At 63.0% G+C, this 17121-nt stretch carries 20 protein-coding genes; 13 read left to right on the forward strand and 7 right to left on the reverse strand.

The window, feature by feature from the left end:
- Positions 1-196: 196 nt before the first annotated feature.
- The 6 genes from FAA86_RS13135 (at position 197) to aptA (ending at position 6066) form a co-directional block, all read left to right on the forward strand.
- Complete coding sequence (locus FAA86_RS13135; protein ID WP_136541224.1) at positions 197-1153, forward strand: choline ABC transporter substrate-binding protein; 957 nt, start codon at positions 197-199, stop codon at positions 1151-1153.
- Between the two features lie 94 nt (positions 1154-1247).
- Entirely contained in the window at positions 1248-2117 is an 870-nt protein-coding gene (gene choW, locus FAA86_RS13140; RefSeq protein WP_136541226.1) for a choline ABC transporter permease subunit, read from the forward strand.
- Entirely contained in the window at positions 2114-3157 is a 1044-nt protein-coding gene (choV, locus tag FAA86_RS13145; protein WP_136541228.1) for a choline ABC transporter ATP-binding protein, read from the forward strand. Before choW ends, choV begins: the two co-directional genes overlap by 4 nt.
- Positions 3158-3204: 47 nt before the next feature.
- On the forward strand, positions 3205-3951 hold the full coding sequence (locus tag FAA86_RS13150; RefSeq protein WP_136541230.1) for a HugZ family pyridoxamine 5'-phosphate oxidase: 747 nt from the start codon (positions 3205-3207) through the stop codon (positions 3949-3951).
- Between the two features lie 117 nt (positions 3952-4068).
- Positions 4069-4386 (forward strand): ArsR/SmtB family transcription factor, encoded by a 318-nt coding sequence (locus FAA86_RS13155; protein WP_113458648.1) that lies wholly within the window; start codon positions 4069-4071, stop codon positions 4384-4386.
- Between the two features lie 351 nt (positions 4387-4737).
- Positions 4738-6066: an omega-aminotransferase AptA gene (gene aptA / locus FAA86_RS13160; protein WP_113458649.1), complete on the forward strand. Its 1329-nt coding sequence runs from the start codon at positions 4738-4740 to the stop codon at positions 6064-6066.
- Positions 6067-6118: 52 nt separating this feature from the next.
- Here the strand turns inward: aptA and FAA86_RS13165 are convergent, their stop codons facing one another.
- Positions 6119-7438: an ABC1 kinase family protein gene (locus FAA86_RS13165; protein WP_136541232.1), complete on the reverse strand. Its 1320-nt coding sequence runs from the start codon at positions 7436-7438 to the stop codon at positions 6119-6121.
- The gene (locus tag FAA86_RS13170; protein WP_136541234.1) at positions 7435-8622 is read right to left on the reverse strand and encodes an FAD-binding domain-containing protein; all 1188 of its coding nucleotides are present in this window, start codon (positions 8620-8622) and stop codon (positions 7435-7437) included. The genes FAA86_RS13165 and FAA86_RS13170 overlap by 4 nt, the downstream gene beginning before the upstream one ends.
- 339 nt (positions 8623-8961) lie before the next feature.
- On the opposite strand from FAA86_RS13170, the gene FAA86_RS13175 reads away from it, so the two are divergent.
- The 3 genes from FAA86_RS13175 (at position 8962) to FAA86_RS13185 (ending at position 11961) form a co-directional block, all read left to right on the forward strand.
- Positions 8962-9234, forward strand: a complete 273-nt coding sequence (locus FAA86_RS13175) for a hypothetical protein (RefSeq protein WP_136541236.1) — start codon at positions 8962-8964, stop codon at positions 9232-9234.
- Between the two features lie 172 nt (positions 9235-9406).
- Entirely contained in the window at positions 9407-10513 is a 1107-nt protein-coding gene (locus tag FAA86_RS13180) for a branched-chain amino acid ABC transporter substrate-binding protein (RefSeq protein WP_136541238.1), read from the forward strand.
- Between the two features lie 194 nt (positions 10514-10707).
- Complete coding sequence (locus FAA86_RS13185; RefSeq protein WP_167494973.1) at positions 10708-11961, forward strand: DUF6250 domain-containing protein; 1254 nt, start codon at positions 10708-10710, stop codon at positions 11959-11961.
- A gap of 114 nt (positions 11962-12075) precedes the next feature.
- Here FAA86_RS13185 and FAA86_RS13190 read toward each other — a convergent pair whose 3' ends face one another.
- Genes FAA86_RS13190 through FAA86_RS13210 form a run of 5 tightly spaced genes read right to left on the reverse strand, consistent with a single transcriptional unit; the run spans position 12076 to position 14255 of the window.
- A complete protein-coding gene (locus FAA86_RS13190; protein ID WP_136541240.1) occupies positions 12076-12753 on the reverse strand; it encodes an SDR family NAD(P)-dependent oxidoreductase in 678 nt (225 codons plus the stop codon).
- A gap of 51 nt (positions 12754-12804) precedes the next feature.
- A complete protein-coding gene (locus FAA86_RS13195) occupies positions 12805-13218 on the reverse strand; it encodes a thiol-disulfide oxidoreductase DCC family protein (RefSeq protein WP_136541242.1) in 414 nt (137 codons plus the stop codon).
- A 31-nt stretch (positions 13219-13249) separates the two neighbouring features.
- On the reverse strand, positions 13250-13474 hold the full coding sequence (locus FAA86_RS13200; protein WP_136541244.1) for a hypothetical protein: 225 nt from the start codon (positions 13472-13474) through the stop codon (positions 13250-13252).
- 50 nt (positions 13475-13524) lie between these two features.
- The gene (locus FAA86_RS13205) at positions 13525-13935 is read right to left on the reverse strand and encodes an SRPBCC family protein (RefSeq protein ID WP_136541246.1); all 411 of its coding nucleotides are present in this window, start codon (positions 13933-13935) and stop codon (positions 13525-13527) included.
- Positions 13932-14255: an ArsR/SmtB family transcription factor gene (locus tag FAA86_RS13210; RefSeq protein WP_113458658.1), complete on the reverse strand. Its 324-nt coding sequence runs from the start codon at positions 14253-14255 to the stop codon at positions 13932-13934. The genes FAA86_RS13205 and FAA86_RS13210 overlap by 4 nt, the downstream gene beginning before the upstream one ends.
- A 138-nt stretch (positions 14256-14393) precedes the next feature.
- On the opposite strand from FAA86_RS13210, the gene FAA86_RS13215 reads away from it, so the two are divergent.
- The 4 genes from FAA86_RS13215 (at position 14394) to FAA86_RS13230 (ending at position 17111) form a co-directional block, all read left to right on the forward strand.
- Positions 14394-14795 (forward strand): rhodanese-like domain-containing protein, encoded by a 402-nt coding sequence (locus FAA86_RS13215; RefSeq protein ID WP_136541248.1) that lies wholly within the window; start codon positions 14394-14396, stop codon positions 14793-14795.
- Between the two features lie 105 nt (positions 14796-14900).
- A complete protein-coding gene (locus FAA86_RS13220) occupies positions 14901-15770 on the forward strand; it encodes an aldose 1-epimerase family protein (RefSeq protein WP_136541250.1) in 870 nt (289 codons plus the stop codon).
- 9 nt (positions 15771-15779) lie between these two features.
- A complete protein-coding gene (locus tag FAA86_RS13225) occupies positions 15780-16229 on the forward strand; it encodes an SAM-dependent methyltransferase (protein ID WP_136541252.1) in 450 nt (149 codons plus the stop codon).
- A 69-nt stretch (positions 16230-16298) separates the two neighbouring features.
- A complete protein-coding gene (locus FAA86_RS13230) occupies positions 16299-17111 on the forward strand; it encodes a cyclase family protein (RefSeq protein WP_136541254.1) in 813 nt (270 codons plus the stop codon).
- Positions 17112-17121 lie beyond the last annotated feature (10 nt).

Raw genomic sequence — 17121 nt, forward strand, 5'->3', positions numbered from 1 at the left:
GCACGAGACTCAAGGCGGCGCTTTGACGCCCATCAAGATCCCGAACTTTTTTTTGCAGCGCCACATTTCCCGGCTCAAAGGGGATGAAGGTCGCAAACAGCGCCGGTCGAGCGACGCAAACGCGCGGGCATCCTTGCATTTCTCCGGTATTGAATGTTGACTTGGGAACATCAATAAAAAAACCGGGAGCCTGACAATGCCGTATCTTTCCACCCATCGCCGCACCCTCGTGGCCGCCGTTTCGCTCTTCGCCGTCATGGCGACGCCACTTGCTGCACAGGAAGCCGAGAGCTGCTCCACCGTGCGCTTCTCGGATGTCGGCTGGACCGACATCACTGCGACCACCGCCACTGCCTCCGTCATCCTGAAGGCGCTGGGCTATGAGCCGACGACCACAGTTCTTTCCGTGCCGGTTACCTATTCGTCGCTGAAGAACAAGGACATCGACGTCTTCCTCGGCAACTGGATGCCGACCATGGAAGCCGACATCGCGCCGTATCGCGAAGACAAGTCGGTCGAAATCTTCGGACCGAACCTCGAAGGCGCGAAATACACGCTTGCAACCAATGCCAAGGGCGCCGAGCTCGGCATCAAGGACTTCGCCGACATCGCCAAGAACAAGGACGCGCTGGACGGCAAGATCTACGGCATCGAGCCGGGCAATGACGGCAACCGCCTGATCCTCGACATGATCGACGGCAACAAGTTCGAACTCGGCGACTTCGAAGTGGTCGAATCCTCCGAACAGGGCATGCTGGCGCAGGTTGCCCGCGCTGAGAAGGATGGCACGCCGGTTGTCTTCCTCGGCTGGGAACCGCATCCGATGAATGCCAACTTCAAGCTGACCTATCTGTCGGGCGGCGATGACGTCTTCGGCCCGAACTTCGGCGGCGCGACGATCTACACCAACACCCGCGCCGGTTATACGACCGAGTGCCCGAATGTCGGCAAGTTCGTCACCAACCTCAAGTTCTCGCTCCAGATGGAGAACGAGATCATGGGCAAGATCCTCAACGACGGCCAGGACGCCGAAGCGGCCGCTTCCGACTGGCTGAAGGCCAATCCGACGGCGATCGAGCCCTGGCTCGCCGGCGTCACCACCAAGGACGGTGGCGAAGGCCTTGCAGCAGTGAAGACGGCACTGGGCCTCTGAGCCCTGTCCATCGATCGTGGAACCGCGCGACCGGAAGGGGGATCCGGCCGCGCGGCCTCCCAGGCATTGAACCTGTGGCCAATCGGGGACGAACATGGAATTTCTGACAGACAACAAACTGCCCATCGGGCCCTGGTCGAAGAGTGTCGTCGACTGGCTGACCGATAACGTCGACTTTGTCTTCGACTTCATTGCAAACATCTTGAGCGCGTCGATCGACGCCCTGCTATTCGTTTTGCAGGCACCCTTTCTCGACAACACCCCGGCTGAAAGCTTCTATCCGCTTTTCATAATCCTGCTGTTCTCGGTGATCGCCTGGGTGATGCGCCGCTCGCTCGGTGTCACCGCCTTTACCTTTCTCGGCCTGCTGCTGATCTATAACCAGGGCTACTGGGAAGAGACGATGGAGACGCTGGCGCTTGTGCTGGCCGCGACCTGCGTCTGTATGGTCATCGGCGTGCCGATCGGCATCGCCTGCGCCCGGCGCCCCTGGCTATACGCCGCGGTACGACCGGTGCTCGATCTGATGCAGACGATCCCGACCTTCGTGTATCTCATTCCGGCGCTCATTCTCTTCGGCCTTGGTATGGTCCCCGGCCTGATCGCGACCGTGATCTTCGCCATCGCCGCACCGATCCGGCTCACGCGTCTCGGCATCATCTCGACGCCGCCGTCGCTGGTCGAGGCTGCGGTCGCCTTCGGCGCGACACCTATGCAGGTGCTGCGCAAGGTCGAGCTGCCCTTCGCCATGCCGCAGATCATGGCCGGCCTCACCCAGACCATCATGCTGTCCTTGTCGATGGTCGTCATCGCAGCGCTGGTCGGCGCGAGCGGTCTCGGGGTTCCGGTTGTGCGCGCGCTGAACACCGTCAACATCGCCCGGGGTTTCGAGGCAGGCCTCTGCATCGTCATCCTCGCCATCATCCTGGACCGGATCTTCCGCATGCCTGGAGAAGACGCATGACCGACGCAGTGATCTTCGAGAATGTCGACATCGTCTTTGGCGACAACCCTGAACGCGCCCTGGAAATGGTCGACCAGGGCAAGACCCGCGACCAGATCGGGGCCGAGACCGGCCTGGTTCTCGGCGTCGCCCATGCTTCGCTGACCGTCAAGGAGGGCGAGATCCTCGTCCTGATGGGCCTGTCGGGCTCGGGCAAGTCGACGCTTCTGCGCGCCGTCAACGCGCTCGCCCCCGTCGTGCGCGGCAATGTCCGGGTGCGGACCGAGAACGGCTATGTCGAGCCCTACAAGGCCTCGGCGCAGAAGCTGCGCGATCTGCGCACGCACACCGTGTCCATGGTCTTCCAGCAGTTCGGCCTTCTGCCCTGGCGGACGGTGGCCGAGAATGTCGGTTTCGGTCTTGAGCTCGCCGGCGTGCCGGAAGCCGAGCGAAGGGATCGGGTCGCCACGCAGCTGGAACTGGTCAACCTGTCGCAATGGGCTGACCGCAAGGTGAACGAGCTTTCCGGCGGCATGCAGCAGCGCGTCGGCCTTGCCCGCGCCTTTGCCACCGGCGCACCGATCCTGCTGATGGACGAGCCCTTCTCGGCACTCGACCCGCTGATCCGCACCCGCTTGCAGGACGAGCTCCTCGAATTTCAGGCGCGCCTGAAGAAGACCATTCTCTTCGTCAGCCACGACCTCGACGAGGCCTTCCGCATCGGCAACCGCATCGCCATCATGGAAGGCGGCCACATCATCCAGTGCGGCACGCCGCAGGAGATCGTCCAGAACCCGACCAACCAGTATGTCGCGGACTTCGTGCAGAACATGAACCCGATCAACATGCTGACGGCCTCGGACGTCATGCGCAACGGCGTCAGCGGCGAGCAGGGCCAGGTGACCGGCACGACCGGGCCGACCACGCCGCTCGTCGACGTGCTCGATGCCCTCTCGCGTCAGCCCGGGACGATCGGCGTCGTTGACAACGGCGCCGTCATCGGCACGATCGATGCTCAGGATGTGGTGAGCGGACTGACGAAGCACCGCCGGAAGGCCTGAACCGGCCCTGCCCCGCATCGCTTGAAGGCTGCATGTGGGAGACAGAGATGAACGACAAGCCCCAGGTGATTCGCGACACCGACGACGATGCGCGCCGACAGGCGCGCATTCTCTTGCGCGGGGCACGCTTCGCAGCCATCGGGGTGCTTGATCCGGAGACGGGCTTCCCCTTCGTCAGCCGCGTTCTGCTCGGCATGGACAGTGACGGCGCGGCCGTGATCCTCGTCTCCAATCTCTCCGCCCACACGACGGCGCTGCTCGCCGATCCGCGCGCTTCCCTCCTGACGGGCGAGCCCGGCAAGGGCGACCCGCTCGCCCACCCACGCCTGACGCTGCAATGCACGGCCGAAAGCGTCGATCGGGACAGCGACAGCCATCAAAGGCTGCGCGCCCGCTTCCTCGCCCGCCACCCGAAGGCGCAGCTCTATATCGACTTTCCCGACTTCCGTTTCTTCCGCTTGAGGCCCGAACGCGCGAGCCTGAACGGCGGCTTCGGCCGTGCCTACCATTTGAGCAGCGCCGACTTTTTTATACCGAAAATAGACGATGATTTGTTCCAGACCGAGGAGGCCCTACTGCGAGATTTGGGGGGTCGCCATCCCGATCTCGCCACCCGCCTTGCCACCGGATTGAATGGCGCCCCGGACGGAGATTGGCGTATCGCGGCCATTGATTCGCATGGATTGGATATTGTTTTCAAAGACTTGCTGATCCGGCACGAGTTTGTGACGCCGATCACAACAGTAGAACATCTGCTATTAGAGTTACCTAAATCAGTATACGCAGTACCTTAAATTTAGGCATATACAATTTTGGTGGTACTGCTAAGGTTTGGCCTCCAGTTAAGTCATGGATTTTTCAACGACTGCCACTCCCCCCAAGGGCACTCGACCAAGGAAAGTTGAACTGAGATGAAAACAAAAGCATTGTCCGAACAATCGACTGTCGCAGCCGGTTTGTTGTCCGCCATGGCAAACCCGAAGCGTCTGATGATCCTCTGCAGCCTCGTCGAGGGCGAGGTTCCGGTCGGTGTTCTGGCGACCCAGGTTGGCCTCAGCCAGTCGGCCCTTTCGCAGCACCTGTCAAAGCTGCGCGCACAGAAGCTCGTGAAGACCCGTCGCGATGCTCAGACCATCTACTATTCCTCGACATCCGAGTCGGTGATCAAGATACTCTCCACCCTGGAAAGCATCTACTGCACCCCGGCAGCGAGCAAGACTGCCGCCTGATGACAGCGCTGCCAGCGCAGCGCTGATCGAGGATGGGAGGGATCGGCGCAGCACTCGCGCGAGCGGGTGAACCCCCTGGCGAGCTGATGTTTCTGAAGCCCCGGTCGCATTGGCGATCAGGGCTTTTTCGTGCCCCGACACCGGGTGTCAGCTGCCCGTCTGCCCTTACGCGCTGCAGGGCTTTTCCATCACCTAAATTCAGTGATCCATGACCTTTGTTGATGCGGCCGGGCGCATGGCTTGACCGTGCTTCGCGCCCTGCTAACGTGACGGCGCAATCAACGGATATCGGCCTTCGGAGCCGACATCAGGGACAATGGCCGCCCGCAACCAAAGGCCATGGAGAACACGATGTCTAACCGCCTGAATTCAACGCCGAACGACCTGCGCGCCTTCTGGATGCCGTTCACAGCGAACCGCCAGTACAAGAAGGAGCCGCGTCTCTTCGTCGGCGCCAAGGACATGCATTATACCACCCATGACGGCCGCCAGGTGCTCGACGGCACCGCCGGCCTCTGGTGTGTGAATGCCGGCCACTGCCGCCCGCTCATCACCGAAGCGATCCGCGAGCAGGCCGGCGAACTCGACTACGCGCCGGCCTTCCAGCTCGGCCATCCCAAGGCCTTCGAACTCGCCAACCGCCTGATCGACATCGCGCCCGACAACATGGCGCATGTGCTCTACACCAATTCTGGTTCGGAATCGGTCGAGACGGCACTCAAGGTCGCGCTTGCCTATCAGCGCGTGAAGGGACAGGGCTCCCGCACCCGCCTGATCGGTCGCGAACGCGGCTATCACGGCGTCAATTTCGGCGGCATCTCCGTCGGCGGCATCGTCTCCAACCGCAAGATGTTCGGCACGCTTTTGACCGGCGTCGACCACCTGCCGCACACCCACCAGCCGGCCAAGAACGCCTTCACCAAGGGCATGCCGGAACATGGAGGCGATCTCGCCGACGAGCTGGAGCGCATCGTCACCTTGCATGACGCCTCGACCATCGCAGCCGTCATCGTGGAACCGGTTTCGGGTTCGACCGGCGTACTGATCCCGCCGAAGGGCTACCTGCAGCGTCTGCGCGAGATCTGCACGAAGCACGGCATCCTGTTGATCTTCGATGAAGTCATCACCGGTTTCGGCCGCCTCGGCGCGCCTTTCGCCTCGCAGTATTTCGACGTGAAGCCCGACATCATGGTCACCGCCAAGGGACTGACCAATGGCGTCATCCCGATGGGTGCGGTCTTCGTGACGGCCGAAATCCACGACGCCTTCATGACCGGCCCCGATCATATGATCGAGTTCTTCCACGGCTACACCTATTCCGGCAACCCGATCGCGTCTGCTGCCGCACTGGGCACGCTCGACACTTACCGCGACGAGAACCTTCTGACGCGGGCGGCCGAGATCGCGCCCTACTGGGAAGAGAAGCTGCATTCGCTGCGCGACTGCCCGAACGTCATCGACATCCGAAATCTCGGCTTGATCGGTGCAATCGAGCTGAAGCCGATCGACGGCGAACCGACGAAGCGCGCCTTCAACGCCTTCCTCAACGCCTATAACGACGGGCTTCTGATCCGGACGACCGGCGACATCATCGCGCTCTCGCCGCCGCTGATCATCACCCACGAGCAGATCGACGAACTCTTCGACAAGCTGCGCAAGGTGCTGATGAACAACATCTGAGCTTCGTTTCGATCATCAGGAAAAGCGGCCCGCGTGGCCGCTTTTTTGTCGCTCAGGCGTAGTCCCGCAGCATGTCGGCAAGCGGCAGCCGCACCCGCAGCTTCAGAGCGAGAAACGCAAGTCCTGTGATCTTGCGCTGCAGGAACATCTTGTCGGGAGACGGCAGAGCCCAGAGCGCCCGATCGGCAAACACCGGCAGGGCACGTTCGCGGACCCTCGCGATGGGACTGTGGTCACCGAAATCGATCAGACCGTCCGGCGCGTTCTGGACCAGATCGACGACGATCGAGATCATCTCGACGAGCAAGCGCCCATGGCGGTCGACCTGCGCGCGGGAGAGATACTGCATCTCGATCAGCGCGCCACGCACATCCTCGACCCGTCCTGTGAGGCTCGCCCTGAGAAGCCGGCGATAGTCGTCGGCGCTCTCAGGCGCGACCGGGCGAACGGCGCCGAAATCAAGAAGCACAATCCGGCCATCGTCGGGCCGCCAGAGATAGTTGGCGAAGTTCGGATCCGTCTGCATGTGGGCAAAGACGAAGAGTTCACGCAAGGCGAGATCGGAGATCGCCGTGACCGCAGCGTCGCGCTTCGCCTGCGAAGCCGCAGCAAGCCGCTCGAGCGGAACGCCTTCGACGAAATCCATCGGCAAGACCGTCGGCCGCAACAGTGTATCCACTGGCGACGGCACAATGAAACGCGTGTCGTCGGCCAGCAGCCTGCCGAAGCGGCGCATCTCCTCGGCATCGCGCAGGTAGTCCGCCTCCTCGCGCAACTGCCTCTTCGCTTCCGCCAGATGCGGTGTGATGTCGAGGCCGGCTGGCAGAAGGCCGGAGAGGCGCAGGAAGGCCGCAACATTGTCGATGTCGGAATCGATGCTTCTGACGACACCCGGATACTGCACTTTGACCGCGATGGCTTGCCCTGATGTCAGCACCGCCCGGTGCACCTGGCCGATCGACGCCGCCGCAATCGGCACCATGTCGAAGCGGTCGAAATGGCGGCGCCAGTCAGGACCCCAGGCATCGGAGAGGCAGGCGGTCAGCTGGCTCGGCGGCATGAAATGCGCGGATGCCCTCAATTGCGAGAAAATCGCCTGCAGTTCGGGCGGCAGAAACTCGCCCGGTTCCAGGGAAATCATCTGGCCGAGCTTCATCGCAGCACCCCGCATCCGCGACAGCTGGTCGGCCGCCTTCATCGCGTTCGAAGGTGTCAGCAAGAGGTCTCGCAGATGCGGCCTTTCGCCCCGCGCCAGCCGTCCCAATCCTTCGGCGACCATGCCCGAGGCGACGCCACCGGCGATCTGGCCCAGGGCTGCTAGGCGGCTGAGGCGCCCCTGAGGCACCGGACGAAAACGATCCCGCTCGCTCATGGCGTCACCATCTCTTGCACAAGCGCCGGGATCTTCTCCTTGAGCGCAAAGAAGCCCCTCCGGCAATGGGGCCAGCTTCTGCGATCCCAGTCACGCAGCAATTCCGCGAACCGAAGCCCTTGTTCGGCAAAGGCTGCTCGCTGCGGCGCAATCGAGGCAGCAACCGGTCCGACCGGGAGAAACGCGGTGGCGATCTGGCTGCAGCCGTGCGCGTTCGCTGTCTCGGCAATGTCGGCAGGAGAGACATTGCCGACCAATGCCGCCTCCGGCCAGACCTGGGCGGCACGGGCAAGGCCGTCTGACAACGCGGTTTGGTCCCAGGCGTTGCGCCCTTCGAGGACGGCGAGCGCCTGGACGGGAAGTGAACGCATCGGCGCCAACTGCTCGACCGAGAGGTCTTCCACGGTCAGGAGGAGCAGCGTCGCAGCCGAAGGATCTGCCTGATGCGCCTGACGAACAGCTGCAGGCTGGGGCACAACGAGGCTATCGGCCGGAATGCGGGCCGTGCGCGCGAGGTCCCGCGGCGCAAAGCGCCCCTCGGTCATCGCCTGGATCCGCTCGGCATCGGCGAGATAGGCCTTGCCGACAGTGTGAAGCCCCGCCACCCAGCGCCAGGACAGAGTGTTCGAGGCCGGATCGGCATCGATCAGCTGGTCGAACATGAAGGCGGCCCCGAGCTCCCATGGCAGGCCGAGCGTAAAGATCCAGATCGAGGCAAACTGCATGCGGGCCCAATTGTGCAGATAACCGGTCTGCGTGAGCTCCAGCGCCCAGGCGTCGAAACAGTCGATCCCCGTCCGGGCCTCCATCGCCGCCGTGTAGCGCTGGCGAAGTTGGGCGGAGGCCTCCAACTGGAACGCAGTCCGTTCAACGGCCATAACGTAGCCGTCCCAGATCGACGGGCGTTGCTCGAGCCATCCTTTCCAGTAGGTGCGCCAGAAGACCTCGCTTACGAATTTTTCCGCCTTGGACAGACCGTGCCGCGCGACCACGGCACGGACCACCTCTTCTTCGCTGACCAGTCGTCGGCGCAGAGCGGCCGAGAGCCGGGAGACATGCACATGGCGGCCCGGCCCGTTCTCCTTGTTGCGCAACCGAGCATAGGCACCTGCCGCATCCGGCAGAAAGTCGTCAAGGCGACGCAAGGCGGCATCACGGGTCAAGGCTATTGCGGTATCAGCCATGGAAACTCCAGGTCATTGGTCGGCAGCAGACCTCGTTCGAGTGTCCGCGAGCGGAACCACGCTGTCTGCCGCCTCCTTTACGGATAACGGCGCCCGGCGGACCTCTGCTTGAGCCCGGAAACACGAGACCGCCCCGCTAGCTTGCACGAGGCTGACCACGCGCCCTGGCCGCGCTTGTCCACCGGCCTGCCCTCCCGTATCTTCTGAAGAATCGCACGATCGATCCCGGCGCAGATGACCGCGCGGGACACGACCGACGACTTTGGCAGCCCCGGCCGTTTCCGCTTCCGACATCAGGTCTGAGGCGATCTGTCCGGGTCAGGTCCCGGGAGGATATCCGTGGTCGACCTCTTCAAGCGCATGTTCGGTAACAACGCGTCTCTCGAAGCCTCACGGGACAAAGCCGCTCCGGAACCGGAAGCGCGATCGGCCGCCCGCGCCGATGAGGCAAGGCTTGCCGCCCGCCGCGCCCAGATCAGCAACGATCTCTTCGAGCTGCAGCAGATCGCCATGGCGGAACTGGCGCTGCGCCGTGAGCAGGACGCCGCCGCGGCGAAAGCCGGCTTCGAAGCGGACGATCAGACCTCCGCCGGACGCGTCCTCACCGTCTGAGCCGCACACACTTTTCATCTGGTCCGAGAAAGCTGTGGCGTGAAGGCGCAGCTGAGCTTCCGGTCTTTTGCTGCCGTTCGTTTTTGTCTAAAGCGATCGTGGGGAGCAACAAAAGAACCCGAATGGTGCCCAAACCGACAGAGATCGGTCGCGCCGACCCAAGGAGCAGGACATGAAATTTCAACTCTTCGCAAGCGCGGCCCTTGCCGCGCTGATCGCCAGCGCCCCCGCCGCCCGCGCCGAGATCGTGCTTGGCCTGATGGCGCCGCTGACCGGCCCGCTGGCAGCCGTTGGCGCGCAGATCAAGAACGGCGCGGAAACCGCCGTCGAGGAAATCAACAAGAAGGGTGGCGTGAATGGCGAACAGCTGACGCTGCAGATCGCCGACGACGCCGGCGAGCCGAAGCAGGGCGTTTCTGCTGCGAACCAGCTGGTGGGTGAAGGCGTTCGCTTTGTCGTCGGTCCGGTCACCTCGGGCGTTGCCGTGCCGGCTTCCAGCGTTCTCGCCGAAAACGGCGTGCTGATGGTCACCCCGACCGCAACCGCTCCCGACCTCACCGCCCGTGGCCTCACCACCGTGCTGCGCACCTGCGGGCGCGACGACCAGCAGGCCGATGTAGCCGCACAATATGTGCTGGGCGCCTACAAGGACAAGAAGATCGCCATCCTCGACGACAAGGGCCAGTACGGCAAGGGTCTGGCGGATGCCTTCCAGGCCGCGCTGAACGCCGGTGGCGTCACCGAAGTCTTCAAGGATTCGCTGACCGCTGGCGAAAAGGATTTCGGCGCGCTCATCACCCGTCTGAAGGCGGAAGGCGTCGAGGTCATCTACTTCGGCGGCTACCATCCGGAGGCGGGCCTCCTCGTGCGCCAGATGCAGGACGCCGGCCTGAAGGCACAGCTGATCGCCGGCGACGGCCTGTCGAACAACGAATTCGTCACGATCGGTGGCGAGGCAGCCGAAGGCACGATCTTCACCAATGCTGCCGACGCCCTGAAGAACGAAGACAGCAAGGCCGCCGTGGCTGCCCTTGAAGCCAAGAGCATCCCGGCCGAAGCGTTCACCCTGAACGCCTATGCCGCCGTCGAAGTCATCGCCGCCGGCATTGCCAAGGCCGAGAGCGCCGAAGACGCCGAAGCCGTTGCCGCAGCGCTGAAGGACGGCTCGGAAATCCCGACCGCCATCGGCAAGCTGACCTATGGCGAAAGCGGCGACCTGACCTCGCAGAGCTTCGCCGTCTACAAGTGGGAAGCCGGCAAGACCGTGGCCGCCGAATAAGCGCGTCATCATCTGGAAAAACGAAAGGCGGCCCCGCGAGGCCGCCTTTTTTTGTCGGAGAATACTTAAGGCCAGTCAACTCACCCGCATCGGTATTTGGCTCACCGCGATCTGCTCTGGCTTGGGCAAGGTCTCGGAAAGCTTCGCTCAATGTTCGGCTGCAAGGAGTGTTCAGCTCAACTGGTGGAACACTCATGGCGCCAATTATCCTGATTACCTTCGCAGGCCGACGCAACCGGATGGAAATCCTCACGAACTATGTCCAGGCGGCTCTGGCTGCCGGGATCATCGATGAATGGCATGTCTGGGATTTCACCCGTTCCGAAGAGGATCGGGTCTGGGTCAGCGAGAACTTTGGCCCTGCGCGATTCATGCACCCTGACACGCCTTATGTGAGCGCCGGCCAGGTGACGCCCATGGCGCCATTCCGAATGGATGCCGGCATCGCTGCCGATCTCCATCTCGCGCTTCTTCCCAAGAACGATCCCGACAACTTCTACGAATTCGTCATCGGAGGCTGGGACAATCAGTTGAGCGCGGTGCGCAAGATGCCGCGCGTCGAACTCGCGACCTTCGCTCGCGACCATGTCCCGCGCATGGCAGACTTCTCCACCCCAGGCATTTTGTCGCCGAGCCTGCCGAACTCGGTCGTGATGTCGATCGATCGCAACGGCCATCCGGTGCTGACCGCCAATGGAATGAAGATCGGCCCGATCGCCGATGTGGATGTCTCAAGCGGCGCCGACGTCATGGTCCGCGGCGGCTGGGGTGCGGACCTCGAAATCCTCAACGTGAACGACAAGATCCGCCGTTACATCGGACCGAGGAACGAGAAGTACCCCTACCACCACACCTATGCCTATTACTCGAAGTATGCGAACCGGTTCTCGGACGCCATCTTCCTGAAATGCGACGACGACATCGTCTACATGAACTTGGATCGGCTGGGTGATTTCATCAATTTCCGCCGCGACAACCCCACCCCCTTCCTTGTCTCCGCCAATGTCGTCAACAATGGCGTTTGCGCCCATTGGCAGCAGCGCTCGGGCTCGCTTCCGATCGAAGTCGGCCATTTCGAAATGCCGCCCGGCGGCCTGAACGGCAGCCTGTGGGAAAGCGGAAAGCGCGCCAATGCGCTGCACGACTACTTCCTGCAGACCCCGGACAAGCGTCTGCCCCTGCACCAGCCGTTCATCGAGGTGAAGGAACGCGTGTCCATCAACTTCATCTCCTGGCTCGGCCAGGACCTGAAGCACTTCGGTTTCAGACGTCTGGGCGACGAAAAGGCTCTGGCCGTCGACATGCCACGACTGCTCAATCGGCCGGTTGCGATCTATTCCGATTTCATCGTCAGCCATCTGAGCTTCGGCCCGCAGGAGGCCGAACTGCATGTCGACCGCCTGGTATCGGCTTATAGCGACCTGATGCGAGAGCAACTCGCGGCGTAAACCATGAAAGCCGCACGGGATCCTCGCTTTCCGTGCGGCCACTCGACCGGGCCATGCTGAGCTCGCCAGGGCCCTCGTCAGCGCTTGAAACGCAAGGCAGCCGTCGAAAGGCCTTCACTCCGCGTAGATCATCTTGCGCGTCATGCCGCCGTCGAGCGTCAGCACCTGACCGGTCATGAACCCGGCCTCCGCGAGATAGAGCACAGCCTTGGCCACATCGCTTGGCCGCCCGACCCGGCCGACCAGGTGCTGCTCGTGATCCTGGGCCCTGAGATCCTCGTCCTTGGTGATCCAGCCCGGTGCGATGCCGTTCACCCGGATCTTCGGGCCGAGACTGACGGCGAGCGCATGGGTCAGGCCGAACAAGCCGCCCTTGGAAGCCGCATAGGCTTCCGAGTTTTTCTCCGACATGAAGGCACGCGTGGAGAGCATGTTGACGATCGAGGCCCCCTCGCCCATCAGCGGCACGCAGGCGCGCGTCATCAGGAAGGCGGCGGTCAGGTGACTGTCGGTGACGTTGCGCCAGTCTTCGAGGGAGAGATCGGCGATCGGCCCGCGATGCGGATCTGCAATGCCGGAATTGTTGACAAGCAGGTCGAGGCTATCCCAGCCCAGTTCGGCAAAGGCCGACGCGACGGCCGCCTCATCGGAGACATCGCAGAGCACAGACCGGATACCGGCCGGTGCCTCCTTGAGATCGAAGGAAGCGACTTCGTAATCGGCCATCTGGAGGGCTGTGCAGAGTTCTGCGCCGATAAGGCCGGCGCCACCTGTGACGATCGCGTGTTTCATGCAGCCCTCAACGACGGTGGACAGGGAAAGTTTCCTGGAGCTTCCCAGGATCTACAGCAGCCGGTCGCGATAGTCAGGAGACGGCAGCCAGCAGCTCTTGCGCTTGCCGAAGATCCGGTAGCGATTGCGCGCGACGAAGAGATAGAGCGGATCACGGATGACGCGCGGAACGAGGCGAAAGAGGGCAAGCGCTTTCCATGGCCAGCTGAGGCCGGCATAGATGGCAAGTACCGCATCGCTGTCGCGCAGCATCTTGTCCCCATCCACCACGATGATGCTGTCGGGATTGGTGGGATCGATACCGAAACGGCGATAGAGACCAGAGCCCACCTCTCCTTGCATCGCGGCGAGGCGGAAGCGTTTCTTCCTGTCGTGGGTCAGCACGAATTGCGCATTGGCCGAACACAAGATGCATTCGGCATCGAAGAGGATGATCGGCCCTGCGATGTCAGCTTTGGCGTCCATAGTCTGAAGCTAGGTCATCGACCCGACCGGCTCAATGGGACAAAGCGTCTTTCGCAGGGCTCGCCGTCCGGCGGTAGGGCAACAGGAAGAGATAGATGCCGGTGCCCAACAGCGGCAGAAGTGGCACGAGCGCAACGAAGCCGATCCATTGCGGCGATCCTGGGATCATCATCGCGATCAAATTGGCGACGACGGCCAGCGTGAAGGCGAGCGATAGCCCGCGATGCCATTGGCGTATGCGGTGGCTGATGGACATGCGCAATCCTCTCTTGAAACAACAACGGTGAAAGCGGGTGGCAAAAGGCTTCAGACGGCGCGATCCAGCACCGCTTCAAGGCTGTCGAAGTAGCGCGGCCACCCCATCTTGGCGCCACCGTAATATTGCGGCTGGTCGCGGCGGAAACCGGTCTGCTCCATGCGAAGCAGCGTGCCCGCACCGCTCGGTGTCAGGGTCCAGGTGACAAGGCTCTTCAGCGGCCCCGCATCCCAGCTATAGGCAAGCCGCCGGGCCGGCTCCACCACCTGCACCTCGCATTCGACCCTTCCCCAGTCGGCGCTGAGCGTGAATCGGTGCCCGATATCGGGCGCGAACGCATTGTCCATCAGCCACTCGGCGATCAGCTCGGGCTGGGTCAGCGCCCGCCAGATCTTTTCCGGCGCATGGCGAAACTCGCGCTCGACGACGACGGAGAGGCTATCTGTCTTGAGGTCGGTCATTGGTCCATCCTGTTCAGGAGATCATCGAGCGCATCGAAACGAATCTGCCAGAAAGCTTCCATTTGACGCGCCCAGGCCACGAGCGGATCGAGCGCCTGTCGGCGCACGCTGTAATGGCTCTGGCGCCCGCTCACCCGATCTTCGACGAGGCCCGCGCGCTTCAGCACGGCGAGATGCTTTGAAACGGCGGGCTGCGACACGCCGGCCCCGGCAGTGAGACCGCCAACAGTCTGGCTGCCGTCGCGACAGAGCCGCTCGAAAAGCGCCCGACGCGTCGGATCGGCCAGTGCGGCAAAAAGGGTGTCAGTCGCGTTGTCCATGCAAGATCCATAACTTCCAGGCTATATATTTCCAATAACCACAGAGTTATACGATTGTCAAATGCAGCGCTGAAACGGCCCGTGACAGCGGCAGCCGGCATGCTACATTGGCGGTGGGATGGCGCACGGAGGAGTGCTGTGAAGAAGGGTTACAAGGACTTGCTAGCCGAGGCGAACGCTCTGGTGGAGGCCGTCGACAGCGCGGAAGCAGGACGTCTGCATGCAGCGAGCAACGTCGTTTTCGTCGATCTGCGCGATCCCCGTGAGCGGGAGCGCGAGGGCACGATCCCGAATGCCTTTTCCTCCCCGCGCGGCATGCTCGAATTCTGGATCGATCCGGAGAGCCCTTATCACAAGCCGGTTTTCGCCGAGGACAAGCTCTTCCTCTTTTTCTGCGCGAGCGGCTGGCGCTCGGCGCTCGCCACGAAAACGGCACTGGAAATGGGCCTTGAGAATGTCTGCCACCTCGAAGGCGGCTTTTCCGCCTGGCGGGAGGCGGGGCTTCCTGTGGAGGCTGTCGTGGTCAAGGCGAAGGGGTGATCGGCCGCATCCGGCATGGTCAGCCCGGCCCTTGAGGATCCATTTCCTCGTCGCGCTCCCGCGCCGGGGCCTCTAAGATGGGCCGAACCATCCAAGGGAGTGCTTATGCCAGAGACGATTCGTATCGCCAGTGAACAGCTTGCCGTCGAGGTCTCGACGCTGGGCGCAGAAATGCAGTCGCTGAGGACGGGCGATGGACGGGACTTCCTCTGGAATGGCGATGCCGCCTGGTGGACGGGTCGCTCGCCGATCCTCTTTCCGATCGTCGGCAAGGCACCGGACGACAGGCTGGCGGTGAACGGCAAGACCTACCCGATGGCACAGCATGGCATCGCTCGCCGGCGGGAGTTTGCGATCATCGAGCAGACGGCAACCTCCTGCCGCCACGAACTCGTCTCGTCGCCGGAGACGCGTGAAGTCTATCCCTTCGACTTCCGCCTCGTGCTGGAGCACGCACTCGACGGCAATAGGCTCTCGGTGAACGCGGCGGTGCGAAACACCGGCGAAGCGCTGCTGCCATTCGGCATCGGTTTTCACCCGGCCTTCCTCTGGCCGCTTCCGGGTGCGGACGGCAAGCCGCACGAGGTGATCCTCGACAATGGCGGAGAACCCGGCGTCATCCAGCTGGAAGGCGGCCTGATCGGCAGGACGCTGCCCACCTCCCCCTTCAAGGCGGGGCGGCTGACGCTCAAGCCTGACCTCTTTGCCAACGATGCGCTGATCTTCCCGGAAGATGCGGGGACCGGGCTTACCTTCCAGGCGGAAGACGGCCCCTCCCTGCATTTCGCCTTCGAGAACCTGCCCAACATCGCGCTCTGGCAAAAGCCCGGCGCCCCCTTCCTCTGCATCGAGCCTTGGCACGGCATGGCCGCCCATGCCGGTGGCACGGCGGAACTGGTCGAGCGCCCCTACACGGTGGCGCTGCCGGCGGGAGAGGAGATGCGGTTCGGGTTTACGGTGGAGATCAGGAACTGAGGAAATGCGATGGTGGTGAAGGCATCGCAACGGCTGATCGACATTGCGGACGCGCTGCCGCTCACCACAGGCATGCGGGTCCTGGAAATCGGCTGCGGGCCGGGCGTGTTGGCGCGCTTGATAGCGGAGCGCATGAAGGGCGATGTCCGCGTGCTTGGCATTGACCGCTCGGCGTCGGCGATCGCCGCAGCGACGGCGCAGATGACGGGGAGCGCCCATCCGACCGCCATCGCCTTCCGCCAGGTGGCCGCCGAGCACTTCATGCTGGCCGAAGAGGAAGAACCCTTCGACCTCGCCGTCGCCATCCGCGTTGGCGCCCTTGACGGCCGCCATCCGGAGGTCGGAAGGCTGGTACTTCCACGTATTCGCGCGGCACTTCGGCCCGGAGGGCGTATCTTCATCGACGGGGGCAATCCGCTTAGGGAAATCCCCCTGACGGGGCTCCCGGACCAGCAATGACGCAGCTCTTGCTCGTCGCCATCCTTCGGCTACTCTCAACCGGTTATCAACCGTGGAGAGGGCAGGCCAATGTGCAATCATTGCGTGATTGAGAATGTGAAGCAGAACATGCTGTCGCGGCGCTCGCTGTTCAAGGGCATGGCTTTTGCCGGCGCGGCCGTCGCCGCCGGCGGGGTCTCCAGCCCGGTTCTGGCGCAGCAGACCGCAGGCAAGGTCGTGGACCTCACCCATGCCTATGACGAGAGCTTCCCGACCTTCGACGGAAATCCGGGCATCGAATACGAATGGGCCGTGGAATTCGCCGGCAATGGCTACCAGCTCCACAAACTGACCATCTTCGAACACACGGGCACCCATATCGACGCGCCCTTCCATTTCAGCGCCGACGGCAAAAGCGTCGACCAGATCGAACCGCAGCAACTGGTCGCCCCGCTCGCGATCATCGACATCACAGACCGCGCCAAAGAAGACGCAAACGCGACCGTCGAGGCGGCGGACGTCGAGGCCTGGATCAGCGCCAATGGCGAAATCCCTGAGGGCGCGGTCGTGGCACTGCGCTCCGGCTGGGCGAAGAAGGTGAGTGAACCCGCCTTCCGCAACGACGGCGAAGGCAAGTTCGCCTTCCCCGGTTTCGGCAAGTCGGCAACCGACCTCCTGGCAACCCTGAACGTGGCCGCGATCGGTGTCGACACGCTCTCGCTCGATCCGGGCAATTCGGCCGACTTTGCCGTACACAACAGCTGGCTGCCGGGCGGGCGCTACGGGATCGAATGCCTGAACAACCTCGAAGAGCTGCCGGTGAGCGGCGCGACGATCATGGTCGGCGCACCGAAACACAAACGAGGCACCGGTGGTCCAGCCCGCGTTCTGGCACTGGTGTGAGGAGGCCCAG

This window comes from Rhizobium rosettiformans W3 (genome assembly GCF_004912135.1).
GTDB lineage: Bacteria > Pseudomonadota > Alphaproteobacteria > Rhizobiales > Rhizobiaceae > Allorhizobium > Allorhizobium rosettiformans.